The 26,989-nt window shown below is 51.6% G+C and carries 26 protein-coding genes; 4 read left to right on the top strand and 22 right to left on the bottom strand.

What is annotated here, in order from left to right; all coding sequences use genetic code 11:
- Nucleotides 1-31 precede the first annotated feature (31 nt).
- From OCV63_RS07375 to moaA, 4 genes are all read left to right on the top strand, one after another.
- Nucleotides 32-1,789 carry a [Fe-Fe] hydrogenase large subunit C-terminal domain-containing protein gene (locus OCV63_RS07375; RefSeq protein ID WP_158363212.1) on the top strand — a complete coding sequence of 586 codons (1,758 nt, stop codon included), beginning with the start codon at nt 32-34 and terminating at the stop codon, nt 1,787-1,789.
- Nucleotides 1,782-2,984, top strand: a complete 1,203-nt coding sequence (locus tag OCV63_RS07370) for a SpoIIE family protein phosphatase (protein WP_158363211.1) — start codon at nt 1,782-1,784, stop codon at nt 2,982-2,984. The genes OCV63_RS07375 and OCV63_RS07370 overlap by 8 nt, the downstream gene beginning before the upstream one ends.
- An 87-nt stretch (nt 2,985-3,071) precedes the next feature.
- Entirely contained in the window at nt 3,072-3,554 is a 483-nt protein-coding gene (gene moaC, locus OCV63_RS07365) for a cyclic pyranopterin monophosphate synthase MoaC (protein ID WP_158363210.1), read from the top strand.
- 4 nt (nt 3,555-3,558) lie between these two features.
- A complete protein-coding gene (gene moaA / locus OCV63_RS07360; RefSeq protein ID WP_158363209.1) occupies nt 3,559-4,530 on the top strand; it encodes a GTP 3',8-cyclase MoaA in 972 nt (323 codons plus the stop codon).
- 1 nt (nt 4,531) lies between these two features.
- On the opposite strand, the gene OCV63_RS07355 is transcribed toward moaA, so the two are convergent.
- From OCV63_RS07355 to cobK, 22 genes are all read right to left on the bottom strand, one after another.
- Complete coding sequence (locus OCV63_RS07355; protein WP_158363208.1) at nt 4,532-5,662, bottom strand: sulfate/molybdate ABC transporter ATP-binding protein; 1,131 nt, start codon at nt 5,660-5,662, stop codon at nt 4,532-4,534.
- Between the two features lie 5 nt (nt 5,663-5,667).
- The gene (gene modB / locus OCV63_RS07350) at nt 5,668-6,360 is read right to left on the bottom strand and encodes a molybdate ABC transporter permease subunit (protein WP_158363207.1); all 693 of its coding nucleotides are present in this window, start codon (nt 6,358-6,360) and stop codon (nt 5,668-5,670) included.
- Nucleotides 6,361-6,379: 19 nt separating this feature from the next.
- Nucleotides 6,380-7,258: a molybdate ABC transporter substrate-binding protein gene (gene modA, locus OCV63_RS07345; protein ID WP_158363206.1), complete on the bottom strand. Its 879-nt coding sequence runs from the start codon at nt 7,256-7,258 to the stop codon at nt 6,380-6,382.
- 131 nt (nt 7,259-7,389) lie between these two features.
- Nucleotides 7,390-8,292, bottom strand: coding sequence for an NTP transferase domain-containing protein (locus OCV63_RS07340; protein WP_158363205.1), 903 nt, complete (start codon nt 8,290-8,292; stop codon nt 7,390-7,392).
- The gene (gene mobB / locus OCV63_RS07335) at nt 8,289-8,855 is read right to left on the bottom strand and encodes a molybdopterin-guanine dinucleotide biosynthesis protein B (protein ID WP_158363204.1); all 567 of its coding nucleotides are present in this window, start codon (nt 8,853-8,855) and stop codon (nt 8,289-8,291) included. Before mobB ends, OCV63_RS07340 begins: the two co-directional genes overlap by 4 nt.
- A 61-nt stretch (nt 8,856-8,916) precedes the next feature.
- Nucleotides 8,917-10,122 carry a molybdopterin molybdotransferase MoeA gene (locus OCV63_RS07330; RefSeq protein ID WP_158363203.1) on the bottom strand — a complete coding sequence of 402 codons (1,206 nt, stop codon included), beginning with the start codon at nt 10,120-10,122 and terminating at the stop codon, nt 8,917-8,919.
- 13 nt (nt 10,123-10,135) lie between these two features.
- On the bottom strand, nt 10,136-11,161 hold the full coding sequence (locus OCV63_RS07325) for a molybdopterin-binding protein (protein WP_158363202.1): 1,026 nt from the start codon (nt 11,159-11,161) through the stop codon (nt 10,136-10,138).
- Between the two features lie 294 nt (nt 11,162-11,455).
- The gene (locus tag OCV63_RS07320) at nt 11,456-12,331 is read right to left on the bottom strand and encodes a phosphoribosylaminoimidazolesuccinocarboxamide synthase (protein ID WP_158363201.1); all 876 of its coding nucleotides are present in this window, start codon (nt 12,329-12,331) and stop codon (nt 11,456-11,458) included.
- 116 nt (nt 12,332-12,447) lie between these two features.
- Nucleotides 12,448-12,975 carry a cob(I)yrinic acid a,c-diamide adenosyltransferase gene (locus OCV63_RS07315; protein ID WP_158363200.1) on the bottom strand — a complete coding sequence of 176 codons (528 nt, stop codon included), beginning with the start codon at nt 12,973-12,975 and terminating at the stop codon, nt 12,448-12,450.
- 18 nt (nt 12,976-12,993) lie between these two features.
- Entirely contained in the window at nt 12,994-14,676 is a 1,683-nt protein-coding gene (locus tag OCV63_RS07310) for an AAA family ATPase (protein ID WP_158363199.1), read from the bottom strand.
- A gap of 88 nt (nt 14,677-14,764) precedes the next feature.
- Nucleotides 14,765-15,736: an adenosylcobinamide-phosphate synthase CbiB gene (gene cbiB, locus OCV63_RS07305; RefSeq protein ID WP_158363198.1), complete on the bottom strand. Its 972-nt coding sequence runs from the start codon at nt 15,734-15,736 to the stop codon at nt 14,765-14,767.
- Complete coding sequence (locus tag OCV63_RS07300; RefSeq protein ID WP_158363197.1) at nt 15,678-16,313, bottom strand: histidine phosphatase family protein; 636 nt, start codon at nt 16,311-16,313, stop codon at nt 15,678-15,680. The genes cbiB and OCV63_RS07300 overlap by 59 nt, the downstream gene beginning before the upstream one ends.
- Nucleotides 16,310-16,693, bottom strand: a complete 384-nt coding sequence (locus OCV63_RS07295) for a bifunctional adenosylcobinamide kinase/adenosylcobinamide-phosphate guanylyltransferase (protein ID WP_158363196.1) — start codon at nt 16,691-16,693, stop codon at nt 16,310-16,312. Before OCV63_RS07295 ends, OCV63_RS07300 begins: the two co-directional genes overlap by 4 nt.
- Nucleotides 16,694-16,712: 19 nt before the next feature.
- Nucleotides 16,713-17,069, bottom strand: coding sequence for a HepT-like ribonuclease domain-containing protein (locus tag OCV63_RS07290; protein WP_262670696.1), 357 nt, complete (start codon nt 17,067-17,069; stop codon nt 16,713-16,715).
- On the bottom strand, nt 17,066-17,359 hold the full coding sequence (locus tag OCV63_RS07285; RefSeq protein WP_158363195.1) for a nucleotidyltransferase family protein: 294 nt from the start codon (nt 17,357-17,359) through the stop codon (nt 17,066-17,068). Before OCV63_RS07285 ends, OCV63_RS07290 begins: the two co-directional genes overlap by 4 nt.
- Before the next feature lie 964 nt (nt 17,360-18,323).
- On the bottom strand, nt 18,324-19,784 hold the full coding sequence (locus tag OCV63_RS07280) for a glycoside hydrolase family 1 protein (protein WP_158363194.1): 1,461 nt from the start codon (nt 19,782-19,784) through the stop codon (nt 18,324-18,326).
- Nucleotides 19,785-19,788: 4 nt separating this feature from the next.
- Entirely contained in the window at nt 19,789-21,183 is a 1,395-nt protein-coding gene (locus OCV63_RS07275; protein ID WP_262670695.1) for a PTS transporter subunit EIIC, read from the bottom strand.
- Between the two features lie 262 nt (nt 21,184-21,445).
- On the bottom strand, nt 21,446-22,072 hold the full coding sequence (locus tag OCV63_RS07270) for a MurR/RpiR family transcriptional regulator (protein ID WP_158363192.1): 627 nt from the start codon (nt 22,070-22,072) through the stop codon (nt 21,446-21,448).
- Nucleotides 22,073-22,231: 159 nt separating this feature from the next.
- On the bottom strand, nt 22,232-23,002 hold the full coding sequence (cobS, locus tag OCV63_RS07265) for an adenosylcobinamide-GDP ribazoletransferase (protein ID WP_317245749.1): 771 nt from the start codon (nt 23,000-23,002) through the stop codon (nt 22,232-22,234).
- Nucleotides 22,999-23,538, bottom strand: a complete 540-nt coding sequence (locus tag OCV63_RS07260; protein ID WP_158363191.1) for a bifunctional adenosylcobinamide kinase/adenosylcobinamide-phosphate guanylyltransferase — start codon at nt 23,536-23,538, stop codon at nt 22,999-23,001. Before OCV63_RS07260 ends, cobS begins: the two co-directional genes overlap by 4 nt.
- A gap of 25 nt (nt 23,539-23,563) precedes the next feature.
- Nucleotides 23,564-24,958: a cobyrinate a,c-diamide synthase gene (locus OCV63_RS07255; RefSeq protein WP_158363190.1), complete on the bottom strand. Its 1,395-nt coding sequence runs from the start codon at nt 24,956-24,958 to the stop codon at nt 23,564-23,566.
- Nucleotides 24,959-26,983: a precorrin-6A reductase gene (cobK, locus tag OCV63_RS07250; RefSeq protein ID WP_158363189.1), complete on the bottom strand. Its 2,025-nt coding sequence runs from the start codon at nt 26,981-26,983 to the stop codon at nt 24,959-24,961.
- Between the last annotated feature and the right edge of the window lie 6 nt (nt 26,984-26,989).

Genomic DNA, 26,989 nt, shown 5'->3' with positions numbered 1-26,989 from the left:
TATAAATTTTAAGAAAGGCAGGTTTTATTCTATGCCTTCGGTATACGCCGACACCTCATTTCTACAATTCAAAAAAGTACACTGCCGGAACTGCTATAAATGCGTCCGGAACTGCCCGGTGAAAGCCATCCGGGTCATCAACCATCAGGCCCAGATTCTGGAGGATCAGTGCATCCTCTGTGAGAAATGCACCCTGGTCTGTCCCCAGAACGCCAAGGAAGAACTGAATATGATTCCCAGGGTGCATGACTTCATCCAGAGCGGCGGACAGGTCATCGCCTCTCTTCACCCGGCCTATGTGGCGGAATTCGGAACCGACAGCCTGCCGGCTCTGACCGAAGCCCTGAAAAAGCTCGGTCTGTCTGACGCCTTCGACGCGGCCGCCGGGGCTTATCTGGTCAAGACCGCTTACGAAAACCTGGTGGAGGAACGGGCCCAGGAGACGCCCACCATTTCCTCCAACTGTCCGGTGATCGTACAGCTGGTTCAGAAGCGTTATCCGGATCTGGTTCCCTATCTGGCCCCGGTTCTGTCCGTGATGCAGGCCCATGCCCGTTATCTGAAGGAACAATATCCCGACGCGCGGATTCTCTCTGTCTCTCCCTGTATCTCCGGCCTGGCCCAGATGCGGGAGGCGGACAACTATGTGGATTATGTCATCACCTTCAGCGAACTGCAGGAATGGCTGACTGCTGTTCAGGTGCAGGTGGCCGCCCCGTCAAACGCGTCTCCAGACGCGGACCGGGATATCCGGCTTTCCCGCATTATGGCCATGTCCGGCGGCTTTACCATGGCCATGCATCCATCCGTTCACCAGCGCTATCTTCCCGCCTGCGGGATCGACAGCTGCAAGCAGATTCTGAATGAATTTATGGCGAATCCGGACAGTTATTCCAACTGTTTTCTGGAACTGAACGCCTGTCCCAACGGCTGCATCGGCGGTCCTTCTTTCCGACGTACGAAGACCGGACTGCTCCACGGCCTGATCCGTCTGCAGAACGCGTCCCTGTACAAAGGCATTTCCAATTATAAACGGGACGATTTTTCGGCGCAGTCCCTGACCGACGTCAGTCGTCACTATGATACTTTCGTACTGCGGCAACAGGAGGCGGAAGCCTCCGAAGAAGATATTAAAAAGGTACTGGCCCAGATGGGAAAATTTACGCCGGAGGACGAGCTGAACTGCGGGGCCTGCGGCTACAATACCTGCCGGGAGAAGGCGAAGGCCGTGCTGGCCGGAAAAGCCGAGATCTCCATGTGTGTGCCCTTCATGCGGGAGCGCCAGGAAAGCTATTCCAACAAAATCATCAACGTGATGCCCGGCATTCTGGTCACGGTTGATTACCAGCTGAAGGTTATCCACATGAATCAGGCCGCCCGGGATCTGTTCGATCCCCTGCATAAAAAGGAGCTGATTGGCGCGCCGGTTTCCGATCTCATGGACGACTATTCCCTGGTCAACCTGATTTCCTTCGACAAAAACCGTTCCGACGATCAGATTTACCTGGAGGATCGGAAGATCTATCTGGAGCGGACTCTGGCCAACGACCGGAAAAATCAGCTGATTCTCTGTGTCATGAAGGACATCACCCGGGAAATGGAGGAAAAGCTGCGGATCCGGAAAGCCCGGAACAACGCGGCCGCCATGGCTGACAAGCTGGCCGCCGAGCAGCTGAAGCTGGTTCATCAGATCGCAAGCCTCCTGGGAGAAACCGCCGCCGACACCAAGGTGGCAGTGGAACAGCTGAAGCGCACCATTCTCAGAGAGGATGAGGATTTCGATGAATAAGGACAAAAATTACCGGCTGAACGTCTCCTTCCACGGACTGGTGACGGATTTCGGCTGGATAAGCCTCAATAAAAAACGGGAAAGTATCTGCGGCGATTTCTTTGACATCACCGAAAATGAGGAGGATCATGTGCTAGTGCTGTCCGACGGCCTGGGAAGCGGCGTCAAAGCCAACATTCTCTCCACTCTGACCGCCCGGATGCTCAGCCATATGATTATCAAAAAGCTTCCCATTCACGACGCGGTGGCTGCCGTGGCCGACACGCTTCCGGTCTGCAGCGTCCGGCACCTGGCCTACTCCACCTTCACCGTGCTGGATATCCGGGGACGGCAGGCCCTGCTCTACCAGTTCGACAACCCGGACGCGATCCTGATCCGGGACGGCAAGGTAACGGCCTACCCCTATTCCACCTTCACCCTGAAGGAAAAGGTGATCCACGAAAGCACCTTTGATCTGCGGGAAAATGACATGCTGATTCTCATGTCCGACGGCGTCACCAACGCGGGAATGGGAAAAACCACCGACGGCGGCTGGGGCCGCAATGAGGTCTTGCGCTTCTGTCAGAAGAAGTACCGCCCGGGTATGAGCGCCCAGGAAATGGCTGTAGCTATCGCCTATGCGGGACTGGCCCTGAATCTGGAGGAGACCGACGACGATCTGACGGTTCTGGCCTTACGCTTCTGCAAAAAGCAGACGGTCAATCTGATGATTGGCCCGCCCACTACTTCTGAGCAGGATTCCACCTATATGGAAAACTTCTGGCAGAAGGAAGGAAAGCATGTGATCTGCGGCGGTACCACGGCGAAAATCGCGGCCCGGTATCTGCGTCAGCCCCTGACCACCATCGAAGGATCCGCGGTGGACGACGTGCCCTCCCTGATGCGCCTGCCCGGGGCGGATCTGGTGACGGAAGGCTTACTGACTCTGGAACGTCTGCTGGAATACTGCGAGGATTTCCGGGAAGACCGCCTGTGTTTCCATGAAATGCTGCAGAAGAAGGACGGGGCTGCCCGGCTTGGCGCCCTTCTTTTTACCTGGGCCACGGATATCAACGTCTTCTTTGGAAATGCTTATAATCAGGCTTATGAGGGCAGTGAGATTACAGCCCAGACTAAAACCCGGACGGTGGAGGCGCTAATCGGGCATCTGCGGAAGGCCGGAAAGACTGTAAATATCTCGTTCTGGGCTGTCTGAAGCCTTCCGAAATGTTTTTTAATTGAATTTTTAAGAAAGGAACTGGGAATCCGCACCGGAAGCGGGCGGATCCGTAAATATACTGTTATGAGTGAATTTACACATTTTAACCGGCAGGGAGAAGCCATCATGGTGGACGTAAGCGCCAAGGCAGAAACCGCCAGGGAGGCTGTGGCCGAGGGCCGCATTTCCATGAGCCGGGAATGCTTTGAAAAGATAAAAGAAGGGGAAATGGGAAAGGGCGACGTCCTGGGCGTGGCCCGGGTAGCCGGAATCATGGGCGCTAAAAAGACCTCCGAGCTGATTCCCCTCTGCCACCTGCTAAACCTGACCAAGGTAGAAATCCGCTTTGCCTTAGAGGAGGAAACCGCCTCGGTGCGGGCGGTCTGCACCGTCCGCACCACCGGAAAAACCGGCGTGGAAATGGAGGCCCTGACCGGCGTCCAGATCACGCTCCTGACCATCTACGATATGTGCAAGGCCGTAGATAAGGGTATGGAAATGTCCGATATCCATCTCTGCCGCAAAAGCGGCGGAAAAAGCGGAGAGTTTGTGAGAAAGGCGGAATAACTCTATGAAAGACCAATATGGACGGGATATCGACTATCTGCGCGTCTCCATCACCGACCGCTGCAACCTGCGCTGCCGCTACTGTATGCCGGACGGTATCGAATGGCTTCCCATGGAGGAAATTCTGAGTCTGGAGGAGGTCACCGAAGCCTGCCGCCAGGCCGCAGCTCTCGGTATTCGAAAAATCAAGGTGACCGGCGGCGAGCCTCTGGTTCGCAGAGGCTGCACCGATCTCATCGGTATGCTGAGCGCCCTGCCCGGTATCGATCAGGTCACCCTGACCACCAACGGAATCCTGCTGGCCTCCTGTGCCGACGAGCTCTGCCGCCAGGGACTTCACGCGGTCAACATCAGCCTGGATACCCTCGACCCGGTAAAATATGCCGAAATTACCGGCTTTGATCGGCTTTCTTCCGTACTGGATGGAATCCGCGCCATGGAGGAACGCCGGATTCCGGTCAAGATCAACGCCGTTCTCCAGCGGGGCGTCAACGATATGGAATGTATCGCCCTGGCGGAGCTTGCGAAAAATCATAAGCTGGACGTACGTTTTATCGAGCTGATGCCCATCGGCTACGGAAAAACCCTGGAGCCGGTGTCCAACCCGGAGATTCTTAGACGCCTGCGCGCCCATTACGGCTCTGAGCGGGTGATCCCGGATTCCCGGGCCCACGGCAACGGCCCCGCCCGCTATTACCGGATCGACGGCTTTTCGGGCAGTATCGGTTTTATCAGCGCCATTCATGGGAAATTCTGCAGCTCCTGCAACCGGATCCGCCTGACGGCCACCGGGGATATCAAGCCCTGTCTGTGCTACAGCGACCATATTTCCATAAAAAATGCCCTCCGGAACGGAAGTCCGGAGGACGTAAAAGCCCTGCTGGCCCAGGCTATCGGTCAGAAGCCCGCAGCCCATTGCTTTGAAAATATTCCGACCGTAACGGAACGAAAGGAAATGTCCCGTATCGGAGGCTGACCTATCTTAACACCATCACGTCCGCAGGATTCACATGAAGCCAGAGTGTATCCTGCGGATTTTCTCTGTCCGCAAACTCTCTTTCACAGAATTCCCGCCAGTATTCCTTGGTAGTCTCCACACGGATCCGGTTGAAATGATTCTTCCGGCTCTCCTGTGAATTCTCCGCATGCTCCGGCGTCACCATCAGCACCGTGGAAAAGACGTCGTCAATAACCCGGTCAATCCGACACCGGAAGGTATTCTCCGGCTGCGCCGCCGCCTCTTTTTCTCCCATCAGCCCGATATAATGGCTGCGCACGCCCACATAGCGGACGTCCTCTGTGTCCGGTCCGTGTTCTCCGCTGTAGAAAAGCGTCTCGCCCCAGTCCTGCACAGTTACCCGGCCCTTCTCCGTAACCCGGGCCCGCGCGAAGTTTTTACAGCCGGACAGCAGCGCAGCCGCCCTGGACTCGGGCGCTTCGAAGAGCTGCTTTACCGGAATCACCGGACTTGAAGAACCCTGATCCATCACACATACCCGGTCGCAGATCCGGTACACCTCGTCCCGGCTGTGGGACACAAACAGGGTGGGCCCGCCAAACTCCTTCAGCGTCTCCAGAAGCTCCTGCTCCAGGTTCCAGCGAAGATACCCGTCCAGCGCAGAAAAAGGCTCGTCCAGCATCAGCACACGGGGGCTGGAGAGGAAGATCCGCGCCAGCGCCACCCTCTGCTGCTGGCCTCCGGAAAGCTCCGCAGGCTTATGCTTCTCCAGACCCTTCAGCTCAAACTTTTCCAGCATTTCCTGAATTCTTATCTCCGCTTCTTTTTTCCCGGTCTTTTCCGCCTTCAGTCCCGTCATCAGATTCTGGCGCACCGTCATATTGGGAAATAGGGCGTAATTCTGGAACAACAGTCCCACATGACGATCCTGGGGCCGCAGATTGATATTCTTCTTCGAATCAAAAAGCACCTGGCCGTCCAGCTCAATATATCCTTCGTCCGGCTTCACAATACCCGCAATACAGCGGAGCGTCATGCTCTTGCCGCAGCCGGAGGCTCCCAGAATCCCGGTCACCCCCTCCGCAGCCTCAAACTGCGTTTCCAGCCGGAAATCTCCCAGCTTTTTTCTGATATCCACATACAATGACATCTCCGCTACCTCCCGGCCTCTCGTTTTGTACCCATGCGGGAAGCCCGCTCGCTTTTTTCCAACAGATTTACCACCAGCAGCACCACCGCCGAGATCGCCACGTTGACCAGAACCCATCGGAAAGCAAGGGCGTCGTTGTCTGTCCGCCAGAGCTGATAGACGGTGGTGGAAATGGTCGCGGTCCGGCCCGGCGTATAACCGGCCACCATGCTGGTGGCCCCGTACTCGCCCAGGGCTCTGGCAAAGGCCAGGACGGCTCCCGCCAGAATGCCCTGCCTGCAGGCCGGCATCCGGATCCGCCAGAAGATAAAGCTATTAGATAGGCCCAGGGTCTGTCCGGAATAGGCGTAGGTCTCATCGAAACTCTCAAAAGCCCCCCGGGCTGTCCGGTACATCAGCGGAAAGGCTACCACAGCCGCCGCGAAAATACCGGAATACCAGGTCATTACCAGCTTAGTTCCAAAATTTTCCAGAAACCAGGCGCCCAGCGGTCTTCTGGGTCCCATCACCATCAGCAGAAAATACCCGACTACCGTGGGCGGCAGGACCAGCGGCAGCGTCAGCACCACGTCCAGCACGCCCTTCACCACCGGGTGAAGCTTTGCGATATAGTAAGCCGCAAAAATGCCCGTAAAAAACACGATCACACTGGCAATCAGCGCAATACGCAGGGAATTATACAGGGGAAACCAGTCCATAAAACTCTACTCCGTCCTTTTATTCTGCCGCCGCGAAGCCCACTGCCTCAAATACCTTCATACAGGTATCAGTCTGCAGATAGGCCAGGAATTCCTTTGCCGCCTCCTGATTCTTCGAAACATTCAGGACTGCCGCCGGATAGATAACCTGCTTGCATAGATCGCTTCCCGCCTGATCCACAACGGTCAGCTTGGCGGAAAACGCGTCGGTAGCGTAGATAATGCCTGCGTCCGCAGCTGCCTCGGAAACCTGGGTTGTCACCTCTTTTACGTTGGAACCATAAGTAATCTTGCCCGCTGCCTCCAGGCTGTCCAGAATACCCAGATTGGTCAGAATTTCGTTGGAGTACTGTCCTACCGGAACATCCTCATTGCCCAGAGCCAGCAGGGAAAGCTTGTTTGTTCCCAGATCCTCGAAATTCTGGATATCCTTCGGATTTCCATCCGGAACCGCCAGAACAACCTTGTTCTCCAGCAAATTTACGCGGGTGCCCTCCAGCACGTAATCCAGACCGTCGGTATTCACCTCCGGATCCGCGTCCTTGTCCAGCTGGTTCATCTGTTTCTGGGCCGCGGAAATAAATACGTCGCAGTCCGCGCCCTCCTGAATCTGAGTTTTCAGGGTTCCTGAGGAATCAAAATTGAATACCAGAGTTACATTCGGGGCAACCTCTTTGTACATCTCCTGAATCTCTGTCAGGGTCTCTGTCATGGATGCTGCCGCAAAGACATTCAAAGTCACCGGATCTGCCTCTGCAGTCTCTTCTGCTGCAGTATCCTCTGCACCTGTGGTCTCCTCTGCTGCCGGAATCTCTTCCGCCTGCTTGCTTCCGCAGCCAAGCATAGATACTGCCAGCGCGCCGGCCAATAGACCTGCGATTACCTTCTTCCTCATCATAACTATCCCTCTTTTTTCTTATTTCGCACTGCTTCTTCTGTCCGTTATTTTTTCAGAAGAATAACGATAGGTCTATTATACACAGAAAAAAAGGAGGGTGCAAGTGCAACCTCCCTTTCACTCTGTGCTTTTTACTGAAACTCCCCGAAATACACCTCAAAAAATCCCCGGGTAATCCGCTTCATGTCCTCCAGCATAGCGTGATACCGCTCCATGAAGAGGCGGCCTTCGGGGGTGATGGTAGAGCTACCCCCGTTCTTTCCTCCGTTGCAGCGGTTCAGGAACCGGAAGCCCAGCTCCTTCTCCACCTTGTTGATCATTTTCCAGCCCTTGGAATAGGACATATTCATTTTGACCGCCGCAGCCTGAATGGAACCGGTCTCATCAATGTACTGAAGCAGGTGGTAGACGCCGGGACCGAAGAAATCCTCTTCCTTGGATATCACCAGCTTGGTTTTGAAATGAAGCGTGGCGGCGTCCCACCGAGCTTTCAGGTAAGCAGACACCCGTTCGATCCCGCCAGCGTCCAGAAGCGAATAACAGACGCCCGGATCCTCCACCAAAATTCTATCCTGTCCGGCTTTGGTATCTTTTTCACCTGGCACCACACTTCTGGGCCAGCCGGCCTGCCCCCCATATACCGGCACAGCCGCCTGTTCCGCCTTCAAAAGAGCCTCCACAGTCTCCTCCCCAAAGGCCGGATATTCCACCGGCAGCACAAGGGCCCGATCCATCAGGGGTGCAGCCGTCTCCAGGGCCAGCTTCAGGGCTTCCTCAAAGCTATGCTCCCGGTAGGCTTCATCTTCCACGAAGATGACATTATTGTGACTCAGGTGCAGCTTCAGCGTCTCACTGTGACAGCCTGCCAACACTACGATGGGAGAAACCCCGGCCTTACGGAACCTGGCGATCTCTCCCTTGATAACCGTTGTCCCATCCAGCGGATACATGGGCAGGAACAGATGAATCCCCTCATTTTCCCGCTGCTCCTCCCCATAATCGCCGGAGGCTATGATAACCGCTCCTGTTTTCATATGATCTCCTTTGTATTTCCGGATAAAGGAAACAAATCCTTTAAAATAAATTCCGCAATGCTCTCCACGTCTTCCAGCCCGAATACCGGCACGCCCTCCGGCAGTCCTTTCACCGCTCCGGGCGCCAGATCTGTCACAACGGCGCGTAAATTATGCCCCCTGCAGACACAGTCCGAGGAATTGGCTCCGCGAATCAGCTCCATTTTGGGATACCCGCTGTCCTTAAAGCCCTCCAGCAGAATCAGATCCGCCTCCGGGAACCAGGACGCCAGCTGCTCCGGCGTCATTTGCTCCGCCTGGGCTTCCTCCGGCTGCTTCTTTACGACCATAAATTTGTGGTCCGAAAAAACCACGGTACCGTAGGCTCCCGCCTGAAAATGGGCAAAGGTATCCGTTCCCGGCACATCGGTCTGAAAATCATGGCCGTCATGCTTGATGGTAGCCACCTTCAGCCCCCGTCCGGTCAGAACCGGCAGAAGCTTCGTGATCAACGTGGTTTTTCCCGAATTTTTCACACCGCTGACGGCGTAAAATAACGGCTTTTTCTCTAATCTTTTGTTCATAAATAACATTCCATACTTTCAAATTAACTGTTGGAAGCAACATCTCAAGGAGATTTTCCCTTTATAACAGAATCGCCTCCGCCTCATCCCCCGGTTTCAGCGCCCCAGATCCTGCAGGCACATCCAACAGGCAGTTGCAGCCCACCATGGAGGCCAGCACGCCATTGGAATTCAGTCCCTCCGGCAGATGGAAGGTTCCCTTTTCCCAGTAAGCCCGCACAAAGCGCCGACCCGGACTGGGTTTTCCAAAGGCGTCCGCCAGGGTTCCCTGCACCCGCACCAGCTCAAGAGACGGCTTTCTCATCATTTTCGCCAGCATAGGGCGAAGCAGGAGTTCTGTAATAACTAGGGCGCTGAAGGGATTGCCGGACAGACTCATAACCGGGATTCCCTGATAATCAGAAAATAAAGTAGGCATACCGGGCTTCACCTGGATACCCCAGAATACGCGCTCCGCCCCAATCCGGGCCAGGGATTCATGCATGATGTCCTTTTTTCCCACAGACACAGCGCCTGTGGTAACGATCAGATCCGCTTCCTTCGCGGCCTTTTTCAGAGCCTCCGCCATCTGCTCCGGCTCGTCCGGGACGGAGCGGGCCTCCAGAAGCTCCACGCCCAACTCCATCAGACGGGCCGCCAGAAGCTTCTGGTTGATGTCATAGATCTTGCCGGGAGCCAACGGCTCTCCCGGCTGCACCACCTCATTGCCGGTGGTCAGCACCGCGATCCGGGGACGGCGGTAGACAGCCACCTCCGGGATTCCCATTCCGGCCAGCACGCCGGCCTCCACGAAGCCAAGCTCCCGGTCTGCTTTCAGCAGTACCTGTCCGGCCTTAAAGTCCTCGCCCCGGAAGCAATAATTGCCCCACGGCCGCTCCGCCTTATAGATCTGTACCGTCTCCTCGCCGTAATCCGTATCCTCCTGACGAACGCAGCAGTCACAGCCGGGCGGAATCGCCGCACCGGTCATAATACGTACAGCCTGTCCCGGCTGCACCTCTTCCTCGGAATAATCCCCCGCGTCAATCTCCCGCAGGACTGTAAGACAGACCGGCTGTTCCTTTGAGGCGCCAGTTAAATCCGCTGCCCGGCAGGCATAGCCGTCAATAGGAGAGCGGTGAAAGGGCGGATTATCAAAGACGGTTTTCACGTCTTCCGCCAATACCCGGCCCGAAATATTCGCGATTTGAATCTGTTCCTTCTCCTGTATCACCGGCGTGTGCTGTAAAACCAGGCAAAGCGCCTCCTCTGTTGTAATTCCTCCCATACCAGCTTCCCCCTTATACGCCTTTTCCAAAACCGCAGTTGGGGTAATGACAGGTCTTACAGCCCAGACAGAAGCCGCCATTTCCCATATGGGCCAGTTCCTTCTTCGTCACCTCTATCCCCGCCGCAATCCGGGGCAGTACCAGATCAAAGACCGTAGCCTTTGCGTACATGACGCAGCCCGGCAGTCCCATAACCGGCGTACCGTCCTCGAAATAAGCCAGCAGGAACATGGCTCCCGGAAGCACCGGCGCGCCGTAGGATACAATACGCGCTCCCGTCTGCTTAATCGCCCCCGGCGTCTGATCGTCCGGATCCACGCTCATGCCTCCGGTACAGAGAATCATGTCCGCTCCCTCTTCCTTCAGCTTCAGAATGGCCTCGGTAATCTTCTCCCGGTTGTCGTCGCAGAGGATGTGTCCGCAGATCTCGATTCCATAGGCGGCCAGCTTCTCAATGATAACCGGCGTGAAAGTATCCTTGATCCGTCCGTAATACACTTCATTTCCTGTGGTGACAATGCCTGCCTTCAGGGGCTTATAAGGCGTCAGGGAAACCAAAGGCTCGCTTCCCGCAGCCTCCTTTACCCGTTCCAGCTTCTCCTTCGCGATAACAAGCGGAATCACCCGGGTTCCCAGCAGACGGTCGCCCTTTTTCACCGGCGTGTTATTATGCCGCGTGGCAATCATAATCTCATCGATTTCATTGATGGCGTCAAGCCGCGGCACATCTACCCGGAACAGGCCGTCGCAGTCGGCCACCAGCTCAATTTTTCCCTCCTTCACATCGGTGGGATGCATATTTTCGTTCCTGCAGACGGCGCACAGAATCTCTGCCGCCTCATTTTCATGGAGGGTGTTCTCGTCCTTCTCCCAGACATACAGGTGATCCTTTCCCAGGGACAGCAGCACCGGAATATCCTCCTCGGTGACGATGTGTCCCTTGCGGAATGCGGTGTCCTTAACCACATCCTTGACGATCCGCGTAATGTCGTGGCAGAGCACATGGCCCACCGCGTCCGTTGTGTTGATACATTTCATACCCCAAATTCCTCCCAAAAACCAATCTATGTATCCAGTGTAACACAGCGGAGTGGAAGTTTCACCTGTTTTTCAAAACATAACGGTGATTTTTTATCCGTCTTTTGTATATAAGAAAGAATCCTGCTACGCAGGATTCTCCGCATGCGGCGGGTCGCCCAAGCGACATACTACCTCTCCGCCGCAGTGCGATAATGTTTTTTATGTAATAGGGGATTCCATCGGAATTTCCTATTACATAAAAAACGCGGATATACTCCAAAAATGGAACATATCCGCGCCTCAATTTTTTACCTATACTTCCAGCGGCTTTCCGGTCAGCATCTCGTATGCCTGCAGGTATTTCTCGATGGTCTTGTCCACGATCTCCTGGGGCAGGGTCCAGTTGTTGTCCGGGTTGGCCTTCAGCCAGTCGCGGGCAAACTGCTTGTCAAAGGAGGGCTGTCCGTGGCCCGGCTCATAGCCGTCTGCCGGCCAGAAACGGGAGCTGTCCGGCGTCAGCATCTCGTCGCCGATCACCAGGTTGCCGTTCTCATCCAGACCAAACTCAAACTTGGTGTCCGCGATGATGATTCCCTTGCTCAGGGCGTACTCCGCGCATTTCTTATAGAGGGCAATGGTATTGTCGCGAAGAGCCTTTGCGTACTCCTCTCCCTTGCCCGGGAAATATTTTTCAAGATGAGCGATACTCTGCTCGTAGGAAATGTTTTCGTCATGGTCGCCGATCTCCGCCTTGGTGGACGGTGTGTAAATCGGCTCCGGCAGCTTGTCAGACTCTTTCAGTCCTTCCGGAAGCCTGATACCGCAGACGGTTCCGTTCTCCTTGTAGCTGGCCCAGCCGCTGCCTGTGATATAGCCGCGGACGATGCACTCGATGGGAAGCATCTGAAGCTTTCTGCACATCATGGATTTACCCCGGAACTTCTCCTGCTGGAAGTACTCCGGCATATCCTTTGTGTCAACGGAAATCATGTGGTTCGGCAGAATGTCCTCTGTCATATCGAACCAGAATTTGGACATCTGGGTCAGTACTGCGCCCTTCTTTGTCACTTCATTATGAAGAATCACATCGAAGCAGCTGATACGGTCTGTCGCTACCATAATCAGGCTGTCGCCGTTGTCGTAAATCTCACGTACCTTACCTTCTTTGATCGGTTTCATTTCCTGCATATCCTTGCACCTCATCATTCTGTTTTTAAATGGAAATTCGGGTCAGACTTCTTTTGACCCTGGGCATTTCCACATTACCACTCTTTCCCCCGGCCTGTCAAGCCCCTGTTCTTCTCCTACAGCTCAATTCCCTTCCGGGCATGTACACCCTGGTCGAAGGGATGCTTGATTTTCCGCACCTCGGAGACATAATCGGCCAGTTCCAGAAGCTCTGGGGCCGGATCCCGGCCTGTCAGGGCCACCTCCAGGCCTTTCGGACGGTTCTTCAGAAAATCCAGGGCTTTTTCCCGGTTCAACATGCCGTGATTGTAGCAGGACATAAACTCGTCCATGACCAGCAGGAAAGCATCTTCCTGCGCTGCCAGCTCTGTGGCCCGGTCAAAGAGCGCCTGATAGGCGGCTGCCGCCTCCTTTTTCTGCTCGTCGGTCATATTCCAGAAGAAGCCGAACTGCTTCTCACAGGTCAGCACCGTGACACCGGGCAGCTCCCGCAGTACCTTCAGTTCTGAAGATTTCCCATCCTTCATAAACTGGGTGAAAACGACCCTTCTGCCGCTTCCTGCCGCCCGGACAGCAAGCCCTGTGACTGCGGTGGATTTTCCCTTACCGTCGCCGCAGTAGATGTGAATACATGATTGTTTCATAATTCGAATCTCCTCATTTTACGCTTTCTTTTTCACCAGACAACGCTTCTTAAAGAAGGAAATACCGTAGCAGAGAATCCTCTCCGCCGGATACTGTTCCTCATATTCTACCGCGTACATCCGCTCATCCATCTGCCTGATCGCCTTCTCGCAGTCCGTTTCCAACTCCTCCGGGCTGTCCGAATATTTGATCTCAAATATGGCAACCCAACCGTCCGTGTAATCAGAAACCACAATATCGCTGCGCCCTTCGCCATGCTCCTTGTTGGATTCCACGGCATAACCCGCGCCGGTAAAGATACCGGCCAGAAAGGCATGATAAAAATCTTCTCGGTAATCGTGATAGCTGATGGTTCTGCGCAGCAGCTTGTTGATTTCCTCTGTGGCAGCCTCGCTGTCTCCCTGCCAGATAGAAGCAAATAAATCCTTTCGGTTCCAGGTTTTGGCGCTATCGTCAAACCATTTCCGAATGGTTGTCTCAAAAATCTCCCGGATTTCCTCGTTGGGAATCCGAAGAGCTGTCATTCCATCCGGCACAACTCCCGGCAGCTCCTCTTCCCTCAGTCCGGTCAGATATCCGGTCAGATACAGGACGCTCCAGAGATTGTCTTCGGATGAATGGAGATAATCATACGTCAGATTTTCATCAATATGCTGAAGAATATAACCGCCGGAAAGCAATGTTTCCAGTTTTTTAGTAATGGCTCCTCCCGCGTAATCAATAAAGGAACGGATAATGGCATTATCACTGGTATTTTTCCAGTAACTGACCGGTCTGGCTTCCGGATTCTGCTGAAAATCCCGGAGATAATTCATCACATCCCAGGGACAGTATACCTCAAAATTTCCGAAACGATATCCGTCGTACCAGACCTTTATGTTCTCCGCCTGACTATTTGCCCCGGCATCCTCAAGCAGCCGATCCACATCCTTCTGTGTAAATCCAAAATATTCATTCAGTCCAGAAGTGCCGATGGTATCGGAAACCAGATTATTGGTTCCTGTAAAAATGCTTTCTTTGGCAATCTTCAGACAGCCTGTGATAACTGCAAACCGCAGACAACTGTTATCCTTTAAGGCCGTACTCATCATGGTTTTGATAACTTCCAGCATCTGCTCATAATAACCATTGCTGCTTGCCTTTGCCACGGGCACATCATATTCATCCAGAAGCAGGATCACCGGCTTCTGATAATATGCCTCCATGATCCGCAGCAACAGGCTTAAGGCACGGCTCACCTGTACTTCTCCGGCCCGTCCTGCCTTCAAATCCAGGAAATTTTGTTTATCATCCGGATCGATTGCGTCATATTCCAGCAGGTACGCATATTTTTTATATAATTCGGAAATCTGTGCTTTCAGTTGTCCATACGCAGATTCAAAATTCAAGCCGTCAATATCCTTTAAAGAAAAGAAAACCGTCGGCCATTGATTCATCCAGGCCTGGCACAGTTCACTGTCCCTGGCGATTTCCAGACCCTCAAACCACGCTCTGCTGTCTTTTCGGATATCAAAGAAATTTTCCAGCATACTCATACTGAGGGTTTTTCCAAAGCGCCGAGGCCGAGTAATCAGGGTCACTTTGGTAGCTGTGTTCTTCAGTAATTCCCGAATCAAACCGGATTTATCGATATAGTAATAGCCATTTTGCCGGATTTCCCGAAAGTCTGAAACGCCCACAGGAATATTTAATTCTGGCATACTGTCCCCTCCTTACTGCTCTGGTTCTCCGTACCTTCAGAATAACATGAAGCCTGCTTTTTTACAAGCAGGCTTTCGTCTATCATTCTTATACTGCCAGCACCCCGGCCAGCGCCGCTACTGTCGCCACAAGCGTCAGTGCCAGAATCACGCCCGCGTACATCAGCCGGTTCATGCGGCGGATATCCTCATACTCCACCGGGCGGATGGGATCGCCGATGGTCGGCTTTTTATAAAGCTTTCCGAAATAATAAGCGTCCCCGGCCAGCTGAACTTCAAGCGCGCCCGCCGCTGCCGCCTCAGTCTGGGCGGAGTTGGGGCTGGCATGGTTACGGCGATCCCGCAGCCAGATCCTCCAGGCGCCGGATATGCTTAAGCCTGCCAGCGGGCTCGCCGCAACCAGCAGAAGGCCGCTTATCCGGGCGGGGATATAATTCAGCACATCGTCCAGCTTCGCGGAGAAGCGGCCGAAATACAGATATTTGTCGTTCTTATAGCCCACCATGGAATCCAGGGTATTTACCGCCTTATAGAAAAAGCCCAGAACCGGGCCGCCGATGGCCAGAAAAAGCAGGGGAGCCACCACGCCGTCGGAGGAATTTTCCGCCACCGTCTCCACTGCCGCCTTGGCTACGCCCTCCTCATTTAAGGCCTGGGTATCGCGTCCCACAATCATGGACACCGCATGGCGGGCCTTTTCCAGATCGCCCTCTTTTAAAGCGTCGTAGACCTTCATGCTCTCGGTTTTCAGAGATTTCGTTGCTAAAATTTGGAAACTCCAGAATGTCAGCAAGGCAAAATACAGCCAGAAATTGATGTTCCGGGCCAGATATAAAAGTCCGAAGGGAACTGCTGTAGATACGGCCACCACGAAAATACAGAAGAACACGCCTGCTGCCAGCTCGCCCTTCTCCGTCTTCGGGAACGCCGCCCGGAAGGGCTTCTCCCCATGGGAAATCAGATTGCCGATGAGACAGATGGGGTGATATAAGCATCTTGGATCACCGAAGATCAGATCCAGCACAAAGCCCAGAATCAGGGCATAGATGTGATATTTCATCGAGAAAAACTCCTCCTTTTTCCGTCTCATTCACAAGCATACGAAAGCCCTCTCCGTTCTGAATCTGCCAGTGATAAAACTCCTCTTTCTGCGCCGCGTAAGCTGCCAGGATACTCATAATCGTTCCTCCGTGTACCACAAGGGCCGCCCGGTGAACCGCCTTTCCTTTTAAATCCGCAAGGACTTCCTGAAAGCCCGTGACGCACCGCTCTTCAAAGGCCTCCCGGCTTTCGCCTCCCGGAAAGGGCAGCGTGCCGTTGCTGTCAATCCAGGCCTGGTAGGCCGCATTCCCGGACAGTTCTTTGTAATTCTTATTTTCGAATTCGCCGAAATCACATTCTCGGAGCCGGGAAACCGGAATCATTTTCTTGCCCGGAAATAAAATCGCCCCCGTCTCCCGGCAGCGCTTCAGGGGACTTCCGTACAGGACGTCCGGCATGGGGTAGAGCCCCGCTTCGAAAATAGCCTGCAGGGCTTCTCTTCCCTCCTCGCACAGGGGCTCGTCGGTGGTTCCGATGTAGCGCCCCAGGGTATTGCCATAAGTCTTTCCATGACGAATCAGATACAGCTCCTTCATTCCTTGATCACCGTCCCAATCCCGCAGACCACACGATAAACCTCTACTGCGTATTTCGCCAGATCGCAGGCTGCCCGTCCGGAGGCCTCCCGCCACTGGCGGTCAAAGGGATCCGCAGGTATCACGCCGCTTCCCAGCTCGTTCGTAATTACAAGGATATCCGGATTTTCTGTATACAATGTTTCTGCCAGCGTGGACGCGTCGCCGCCCTCCTTCAGTACCCGGCGTACATATTCCTGAAAATCCGTGACCGCTTTCGCCTGAAACAGATCTGCTTCCGCGCAGTCGGCCCCGTTTACAAAATCATCAGCTGTCAGCTGAAAATGCTCCATTGCGTATGTCCTTTTTCCCTGAAAGGCTCCGCCTGTAATCAGTATCATGTCTGATTTCCTCCTACGTTTATCTTGTACTCGTTATCTCAAATAGAATTTTTCTTACTTCTTCGACAAACGGTTCCATATCTTCAAACACAACTTCCACAATAATCGACCAGTTGATTCCGTCATAATCATGTACCAGACGATGCCTTAATCCTGCAACCATACTCCATGGTTGTTCCGGATAATTCTTTTTCAATTCATCACTCAGATAATATACCTGTTCTCCTATATTATACAACGGCGTGGTAACTGCCCATTGTGAGAACTCATCATTCAGTAAATCTTCTTTTGTAATATTACGCTCTTTCATTTGCCTGCTAAGGCTTTCCCATGTAGAAATAATTTTCTTTAACCGTTCTTCATCTGACTTTTTCACGCAATCTTCACTCCCTCCCGCATAACGGTATCATAGAATTCACTGTTTCTATTCACTTCTCGAAGTTCAAATGCATCTACATCTTTCTTCGTCATTTCCCGCAATTCTTCTCCAAACGCAAAAATATCTTTCGCCCGGAAATGCTCCCCACCTACAACTATCACATCAATATCCGATTCTTCTGTCTCCTCTCCTCTGGCATAGGAACCAAAAAGAATGGCATATTCTGCATGATATTTTATAAGAAGCGTTCTAATACATGTTTCTATCTCTTTTCTGGATAATTGCATTTGCCGCACCTCCTGTTCCTTTTCTTCTTTTATTATACGTTTTACGCCTTTATCCCGCAAGGGTCTAAAACAGCCTGTGTTACTGTTTTTCTACAATAACACAGGCTGTTTTTTCCTGCAATCCCGATATTTCTAAATCCTTTATCTTCTCTTTCTTCGATACGCCATACTACTTCCCAGTATGCTGCCTGCCAGGATACTCATAATCGTTCCTCCATGTCCACAAGGATCGCCCGGTGAACCGCTTTCCGTTTTAAGTCCGCAAGGACTTTGTGAAAGCCCTGACGCACCGCTCCTGAAAGGCCTCCCTGAAAGGGTAGCGTGCTGTTGCTGTCAATCCTGGCCTGGTAGGCCGCGTTCCCGGCCAGTTCTTTGTACGTCCGGCATGGGGTAGATCCCTGCTTCGAAAATAGCCTGCAGGGCTTCTTTTCCCTCCTCGCACAATGGCTCATTGGTGGTTCCGATATAGCGCCCCAGGGTGTTGCCATAGATCTTTCCATGGCGCAGACTTTTTCCCTCTGAAAGGCTCCGCCTGTAATCAGTATGGACTATAAGTATATTTTTTTATACCTTCGTAAATTAGGGTGGATTATCATGTTATGCTCTTTTTGTATATCTATTTTACAAACAAAAGTCTATATTTAATTCTATAAACATATTGTTTATTCTGTTTACTCTGCTTCTCACTAAACAAAACTGATATACCTTATATTTAAAGGAGAAAGATAAGATGTCTCATGTCATTACTTATGTCTTAAATAATATACTTTATCATATCTGATTTCCTCCTAATTTTATACAATGTAAGTCCAGGAAATTAACCTCCGATTCTTCTATTTTCTCCATTCTGGTATAACGTTGTTGTGTCGGATTATTTTTTATACCATCCTGCAAGGGAAACACAAAAGATAAAAGAAATCGCCCATTTTCCATATCAGAGCGATTTCTTTTATTAAATCAAAGCCTAAATATTTTCCAGATTTTCTCCATTAGAAGATATAACCTTCTGATACCAGTAAAAGCTGTCTTTTCTATATCTGTCGTAGCTTCCATTTCCTGAATCATCCGCATCTACATAAATAAAACCATAACGTTTTTTCATTTCCCCGGTACCGGCAGAAACAATATCTATCGCCGACCAAGGCGTATATCCGATGACAGGAACGCCGTCCTGAAGCGCTTCTCGAATCGCAATCACATGCTCCCTCAGATATTCTATCCTTGCTTGATCGTGAATTCTGTTATCTGCCTCTTTTATTTCATATTCACCGATGCCATTTTCTACTATCATAAGCGGAAGCTCATATCGCGCATAAAAATCATTTAACAGATATCTCAGCCCCTTCGGATCAATGCACCATCCCCATGCTGTCTGGGGTAAATGAGGATTTGGAATTCCAAAATTGGTTCCATTGTTCTGTTCTCCTGCCCCTGCTTCCGAAGAACAATCACTTTTATAATAACTAAAACTAATAAAATCAACTGTACCTTCTCTGAGCTCAGCCAAATCCTCCTCTGCTATAGAAAATCTGATGTCATTTTCCTCCCAAAATCGTTTTGCCCAATAGGGATACTTTCCTTTGCACTGCACATCCATGCAATAATAATTCCAAATCTCCATGTCATGCTGGGCAGCAAGGATATCCTCCGGTTTAGATGTAAGAGGGTAATAAGTAAACCCGCACTGCATGCATCCTATCTGATTTTCAGGGTCAATCTCATGTCCCAATTGTACTACCTTTGCACTGGCGACAAATTCATTGTGAAGAGCCTGAAAGCGTTTGGATTTTTCTTCCGGAGTCGCGTTTGGATCATCCATCACAATCTTTCTATTCTCCGGAATAATTCCAGAGGTAACGATACCTCCATAAGTCACAGTTCCAAAGTTAATTTCATTAAATGTAAGCCAGCGTTTCACAAGCCCTTTATATTCTGTAAATATCGTTCTGGCATATCGAACAAAAAACTCTACAACACGGCGATCCGACCACCCTCCATATTTTTTGCACAGATTCCAGGGCATATCATAATGCGTCATTGTAACCGTTGGCTCTATCCCATATTTCCGGCAACACTGAAAAAGCTTTCTGTAATGCTCGATTCCACGCTGATTAGGTTCCAAATCATCCCCATTGGGATAGATTCGCGCCCAGTTAATGCTTAAACGATAAGTTTTGAATCCCATTTCAGCAAAAAGCGCAATATCCTCTTCATACCGCTCATATTGATGACACCCATTATGTGTGGGATATGAATATATTGATTCAAGACTGTCTGTTACGATACGTGGATGTTCTCTGTCGCCCGCTGTACAATGATCCAGTACTGTTTCCCCTTTTCCGTCTTTATTCCATGCACCTTCACACTGTGTTGCCGCAACAGCACCTCCCCATAAAAAATTTTCGGGAAATATATTTTTTTTCATCCTATCACTCCTTCACTGCCCCTGCCTCATCCAATCCAAGCATTCTGGTTGCTACAAAAGCTACAACAAAGGATATCGCCATCGTTAATATTGCCATCATAAAATTAGTCATTGTTCCGTCCGGATTAATGAAAGCAATTACGCTCGCTACTCCCGGAGATGAAAACGCGAATTCTGCCACATGCGTAACCCCGGCAAAAACTCCTCCAGCCAAACCGCCAATCGTAGCCCCAATAAATGGTCTTCGAAATCTTCCCAAAACACCAAAAATCGCTGGTTCTGTAATTCCAAATACTGCTGTCAGACCTGAGGAAAGTGCCATCGCCCTGTTGTCATCTTTTTTTAGCATGGTCCATGCTGCCAGAGTTGCTCCACCTACCGCAACATTTGCAGCTAACATTCCCGGCATTACAAATGCCTCATATCCCAGCTGTTCAAAACTTACAAAAATAGGCGCATACAGACCTGACGCTGTTCCCGTGTATAACAGAAATGGGGTTGCTCCTCCCATAATACCAACAGCCAATCCCCCTAGCGTATCAGATAGCCATACCAGAACGCTTCCAAGTATCTGACCCACCCATGTTGCGATAGGTCCAAGAGCAATTAATGTAATCGGAGCAGAGATTCCCATTGTCAGCAACGGAACCGCAAAAAATTTAATTTCTTTCGGAATTACACGATCCAGCGGTTTGTATACAAACTGCATGAATAATACACCCAGAATTACTGGTAAAATAGTACTACTATAGCTCGGTGTTGTAACAGGAATTCCCAAAAATGTAAGTCCTTCTACCCCACTAATATCGCCGCATACCATGATTCCTCCGAGTAGCGCTCCAAGCATGGGCGATACATTGACTTTCTTTGCTGCATTATATCCAATATAAATTGGCATAAAACTAAATGCTCCTGTATAAATAGCATGCAAGATTATATATGTGCCCGATGTACTATCTAATCCACAATATGTAGTTAGAAGAACCAACACCGCATTGATCATTCCTCCTGCAACAATAACCGGTAATGCCGGCATAATTGCCCCCGCTATAAAATCTGTAAATGCAAGGAACCATCCTTTTATACCTTTTGGGGTCTGATCTAATTCAGATGTTTCCAAATCTACAATTTCTTTTTGGCATTCCAGATCACTTTTCCTGATAAAGTCCAGATATAGTCTATCCACACCTACGCCAATAACAATCTGATATTCATTGGCATTCTTCACAAGTCCCATAACTCCCGGAATTGTTTTTAATTCTTCATCTCTTACTTTTTCAGTATCTTTAATCGTCAGGCGAAGTCGCGTTGCGCAATGATTTGCAACAACAATATTCGTTGCTCCCCCTACCGCATTCAGAATCCGTTTAACCGTTTCCTCATTATCCGTTTTTTTCATAGCACCCTCCATAAATGAAAATATTCTGACGCTGCAGCTGTCTTTTTCCTAGTACATTTTCAATTGTAGAGTATTATTATTTCTTATGGGGTGCAAAAAACGCTCCTATTTGCGTACTTTTTCTTATATGCGAACAAAATCAAATCCAAACAATAGGGAACTGCGTAAACATGATATACAGTTCTGTCTACACCAAGTTCATGATTGCAAATATATAATACCTCATTGTAATATGTCTTATATTTTTTTGAGCGCTTAGATGTCAGCAATATTTTTTGCAGGTAAGATTCTGTATAATTTTTATAGAAGCCTCAGCAAAAAATCCGCCCACAGATACTGTAATCACCATATCATTTTGTGCCAAACGTGAGAGAAGCTTATTATTTTCATACTGCTGCCCCACAATTTTTACCATTTTTCCAAGAAGAATCATTCCTTTTTGAAATTCATTGCATTGTCTCGAATAAATATCAGAAACCAGGAATACCACCTGATTACTCTCATGAATATAATCTGAAATTTTTTCCACATAATCCCTCACATTTGAATTACAATCCAATGCCATTTGATAGAGTTCTTCCGCTGTTTTCTGTCCATAATTTTCTGTAATTACAACATCTTTATAATAATGGTAATTATCCTGCACATTTTCTAACTGTTTTTTTAATTCTTTATAATTATCAAATCCAAGGGATTGACAAAATCGTCGCACAGAAGATCGAGTCACAAAACAATTTTCTGCCACATCGTATATGTTTAACTCAGGAAGTCTGTTAAAATTCACAAGAAAATATCTTGCAAGAACACTTGTTGCAGCATCTTCTTCCATGTTATTATTTACGATTTCTATCAAAGAATTTAAAAATCCTAACTTATTAATTCCTGCCATAGTGACACCTCCCGTATAACAAATCTTATTTCTGACAACTCCTTCATTTTAACACGGTTTATCGTTTTGTACAAATACATTGCCTGTCAGGCTAATAATTTCATTGAAAAAAACGCCGGAGTTTTTCAACTCCGACGCAATTTTCAACTTATTGAAATACTAGAACTTCCCCGCCGCCCACACGCAGATGGCCATGACCAGCTCGCAGGTCTGCACGAAGCAGCCCGCCAGATCGCCGGTGATGCCGCCGAACTGTTTCATGGACATACAATAATACCAGAAAAACGTACACCAGGCTCCCACCACAGCCGCCGTGCCAAGCTTCGCGTCCAGCAGGCACATGAAGCCCGCGGACAGAAAAAGCAGAATGTAGAGGCAGGTCATGACCGTGCGCTCCTGCACCGCGTCGGAAAAGGTTGCTACCGTTCCGGTCTTGCGGGCGCAGGGAAAGGACGCTACCGAAAGGCCGCTCATGGACCGGGACAGCACATAGCCGCCGGAGAGCACCAGCACCTGACGGCCCGACAGCTCCGTCCAGAAGCCGAAGCAGGCCAGGAAATAACAGCAGGCCACGATGACCGCGAAGGCTCCCGCATTGGAATCCTTGAGAATCTCCAGCTTCTTTTCCTTCGGCTGCCAGGAGGACAGGGCGTCCGCCGTATCCAGCAGGCCGTCCAGGTGGATGCCGCCGGTCACCAGCACCGGAATCAGCACATAAATGACGCCCCGGAGGCTGTCGCCCACGCCGAGCTTTCCGCTTAAGAAGCTCCAGCCCACCATCAGCGCGCCGATGACGATGCCCACAAAGGGAAAGAAGCACATCATATAGCGCATATTTTCCTTCTCCCAGTCCGCCCGGGGCATGGGAATCTTGGAATACATGGCAAATGCGATTTTAAAACTGTTCCATATCCGTCTCATCGTTTTCATAGGCTCTGTCCTTTATTTTTAAGCTGCAAAGGAATGCCGCAGATCACCTCCGCCGCCTGGTCGGCCTCCGCCGCGATGCGCCGGTTGATCTCGCCCAGCCGTTCCTGATACAGCGCCGTTACTTCATCATATGTAATTCCGTCGGAAAAGATATCGTTGGTCACAATGACCAGGTGGACGCAGCGGTCTCTCAATGCCTCCACGCCTGCCAGCACCGCCTCCACGGTGTCGTCACCCGCGCCCTCCGGCTCAAACATTTCGTTGGCCGTCAGGTTCGACATGCACTCCAGCAGCACCACGCCCTTCTCCGGCAGGGTCTGTTCTTTCAGGTTTACATAACATTCTATCGTCTCAAAGCCTTTTCCGGCCCGGAGCTTCCGGTGGCGCTCCACTCTCCACATGCCCTCCGCGCCGAAGGGCCGCATAGTGGCGATATAATATAAGAGAAGTCCGTCCCGTTTTGCCAAGGAAGTGGCTACGCTCTCCGCGTATTCGGATTTGCCGCTTCCACTGCCTCCTGTAATCACTGCAAGCATCTATATTCCTCACATTGAATCATTTTTATACGCCCTCAGCAGCAGGTGCTTCGGGCTGTATGGAATCGTTACTACATTTCTGTAAAAAATTCCAGGCCATGGCCGGATTGGAATAGAAGAAGAGATGGGGAAAGCCCGCATACAGGGTCGGCGTGCCATGTACGCAGTCCCAGTTCCGCTTCCGTAAGGGTTTCTTCGCGTGGATGGCGTCGCCGCAGTCCTCGCTTTCCCAGTAATGAAATTCGTGCCCCCGGCCCTTTTCTCCCTCTTTTAAAATGAGCTGATCCTGTTTCGCCTCCAGCTCGATATAGCCGAAACGAGACAGCCGATCCGTCCGGTAGGCCCGTGCCCCGATCACATCCGCCATTGGATACTCTACGCCGTCGGAGCCTTCCAGGATCCGGTGCAAGTAAAGAAAGCCGCCGCACTCGGCGATACAGGGGAGTCCCGCCACCACTGCGTCGTGAATAGCCCTTCGCATGGATGCGTTTTCGCTCAGCGCCTTCGCGTGCAGCTCCGGATAGCCGCCGCTTAAGATGAGGCCGTCGATGCCTTTCGGCAGCTTCTCATCCTTTATGGGGGAAAATGGAACCAGCTCCGCACCCATATCCTTAAGCATCTGAAAATTATCCCGATAGGTGAAGCAAAAGGCGTCGTCCTCCGCCACGCCGATGCGGACCTTTTTTTCACCGGAGAGCTTCGGAAGCTCCGGCGTCTCGTAGGTAAAATCCGGCGCTTCATAGGCCAAAGCCAGAAAAGCGTCCAGATCGATGCTTTCCTCCAATACGGCAGCCAGGCGGTTCAGCTTCTCTTTCAGGCTCTCGATTTCACCCGGAAGCACCAGGCCCAGATGACGGCTTTCCAGCACCAGATCGTCCACCTTCGGCACGTAGCCCAGCACCTTCACCGGCAGCCACCGTTCAATTTGCGCCTTCATGTCGGCGTACAGGGACTTCGGCATCTGATTTAAAATGACGCCCTTGATGCGGCTGGGAGTCTGATATTCCAGGAAGCCCTTGATCAGCGGTACCACAGAAATGCTCATACCCCTGCAGTTCACCACCAGCACCACGGGCATATTAAGAGCCGCCGCCACGTCCGAAGAGCTGGCCTCCTCAGAGATGCCGCCAAGTCCATCATAATAACCCATGACGCCCTCGACCACGGAAATCTCCGCCTCCGCAGCACTTCGGCCAAACAGGTAACGGGTGGTCGCCTTATCCGTGAAAAAAGTGTCCAGATTGCCGGATTTCACGCCGATGACCCTGCTATGAAACATGGGGTCGATGTAGTCAGGGCCACATTTAAAGGAGGCCACACGGAAACCGCGGTTTACCAGAGCCTGCAGGATGCCGCAGGTAATCAAAGTTTTGCCGCTGCCGCTGGCAGGAGCGGCCAGCATAATTCTCGGCAGTCTCATTTATGCTTCCCCCTTTCCGGTTCCGGCGAAGATGTAGACCGGATTCTGACCCATCATCATCTCGTAGGGCCCCACCTTTTTGGCCTTGGCCGCCTGAATCTGGGTAATGTCCAAGTCCGTGAAGCCAAGCTCCTTGAAGCAGCTGTTGGCCTCCGCCACGGTCTCCAGTGTAATGGCGTTTATTACCACGCGGACCTGCGGATTTTTCGCAAGCAGAAGCTGTAAAATCTCTTTCATGTTGCCCGAGGAGCCGCCGATAAAGGCGTGGGTCGGGGCGGGCAGGTCAGTCAGGGCCTCCGGGGCCGTTCCCACATGGACCTCCACGTTGGGCGTGCCGAATCTTCTTGCGTTCTCCTCGATAAGGGCTGCCGCCGCGGGCTTTTTCTCGATGGCGTACACTTCACCATCCGCGGCTGCCAGCGCCATCTCGATGGTGACAGAGCCGGTTCCCGCGCCGATGTCCCAGGCGATGGAATCCCGGTTCAGATTCAGCTTGGCCACGGAGAGACTGCGCACCTCACTCTTCGTCATGGGTGCGTCGCCCCGCTGAAACTCTTCATCGGGGATGCAGCTTCGAAGTCCGCTCATGTAAGACGGGTTTTCGATGATGGCCACGCAGAGGCTGTCAAAGGCTTTCTCCTTCAGCTCCGCGGGCGTGCCCTCGGTGATACGCTCCTCCGGGTAGTGAAGGCGTTCGCCGATGTAGAGCTTCACGTTTTCGAATCCATATTTTTCCAGTTTTTCACATAAGGACGCTACATTGTCTCTGCCGCCCAGCAACGTGAAGGTGCGGAAATGGGTGCGTACCGCCGCAATCAGATTCTCCCGGCGCCCATGGATGCTCATGAGCTTCACGTCCTCCCAGGGAATCTGCAGGCGGCTGCAGAAATAGGTCACGGAGGAGATGCCCGTGATGAGTTCTGTGCGGATGCCCGCATTTCCAAAGGTGCTGATCAGACGCCTGGCTCCGCTGTAGAAGCCCACGTCGCCGGACAGGGCTACGGCGATAGTGCGGTGTTCCGGGTGCTCCTGAACGTAAGTCAGCATTTTCGCCGGATCATAAGCGTCGAATAAAGGCTTTCTGGTAGTTTTAAAAGAATCCAACATGCGGCCGGAACCCAGGATGCAGTCAGCCTTTTCGAAGGCAGCGCGGGCTTCGCCGGTCAGGTGGTCGGGGGTACCCATGCCGATGCCGACTAAGTATGCGATTCGTCCGTTTTTCTCGTCACGAGAATCCGTCAAATCAGATGGGATATGGAACCGCTCCGCCAGCAGCTTCACGCCTTCCTCAATGGACAGTCCTGCCTGCTCCCGTGGGCGGCCTATCAGCACAACTTTGACTCCAGCCTCTTTGGCGGCGGTCATTTTTTCCTCAAAGCCGCCTGCGCGGCCTGCTTCCTTGGTAACCATCCAGGCTGCGCCGATGCTGCGAAGCATGGCCAGATTCAGTTCTTTGGAGAAAGGGCCCTGCATACAGATAAGATGGGGGCCTGTGAAACCTGCTTCGGTACACTGGGTCACGACTTCCGGGGTCGCCAGGACACGGGCGTATACACGGTTCTGGTAGTCTGGCAGAGCAGTAAATTTGGCTAATTCCTTGCTGCCTGTGGTAACAAAAATGGAACCTTCCGTCGTTTTCAAAAAGTTTACTGCGGCCTCCACACTCTCGACTACTACAATTTCTTCCGCAGTCTTACATGCATTTTTATTCATCAACGAGGGACGAATCAGACGCAGATACTCGCACCCGGTCTTCTCGCAGGCCGCCTTGATATTCGCCGACACGGCCACCGCGTACGGATGGGTCACATCCAGCACCAGGGGCTTTCCCTCTTCTGCGAAAAGCTGTTCCATCTCCTCCGGGAGCATACGTCCCTGGTGGACGCTCAGATGGGGCTGCTTTTCCACCAGCAGTTCTCCATATTCGGTGGCTACGCTGCACAGGGTCTCCACCCCTGCTGCCGCCAGCCAGGCGCTTAACTGTCTTCCTTCTGTAGTTCCTGCAAATACAATTACCTGTTTCATGCACCT

Source organism: Laedolimicola ammoniilytica, from assembly GCF_025567165.1.
GTDB lineage: Bacteria > Bacillota > Clostridia > Lachnospirales > Lachnospiraceae > Laedolimicola > Laedolimicola ammoniilytica.
This window is presented reverse-complemented; position numbering and strand designations above follow the sequence as displayed.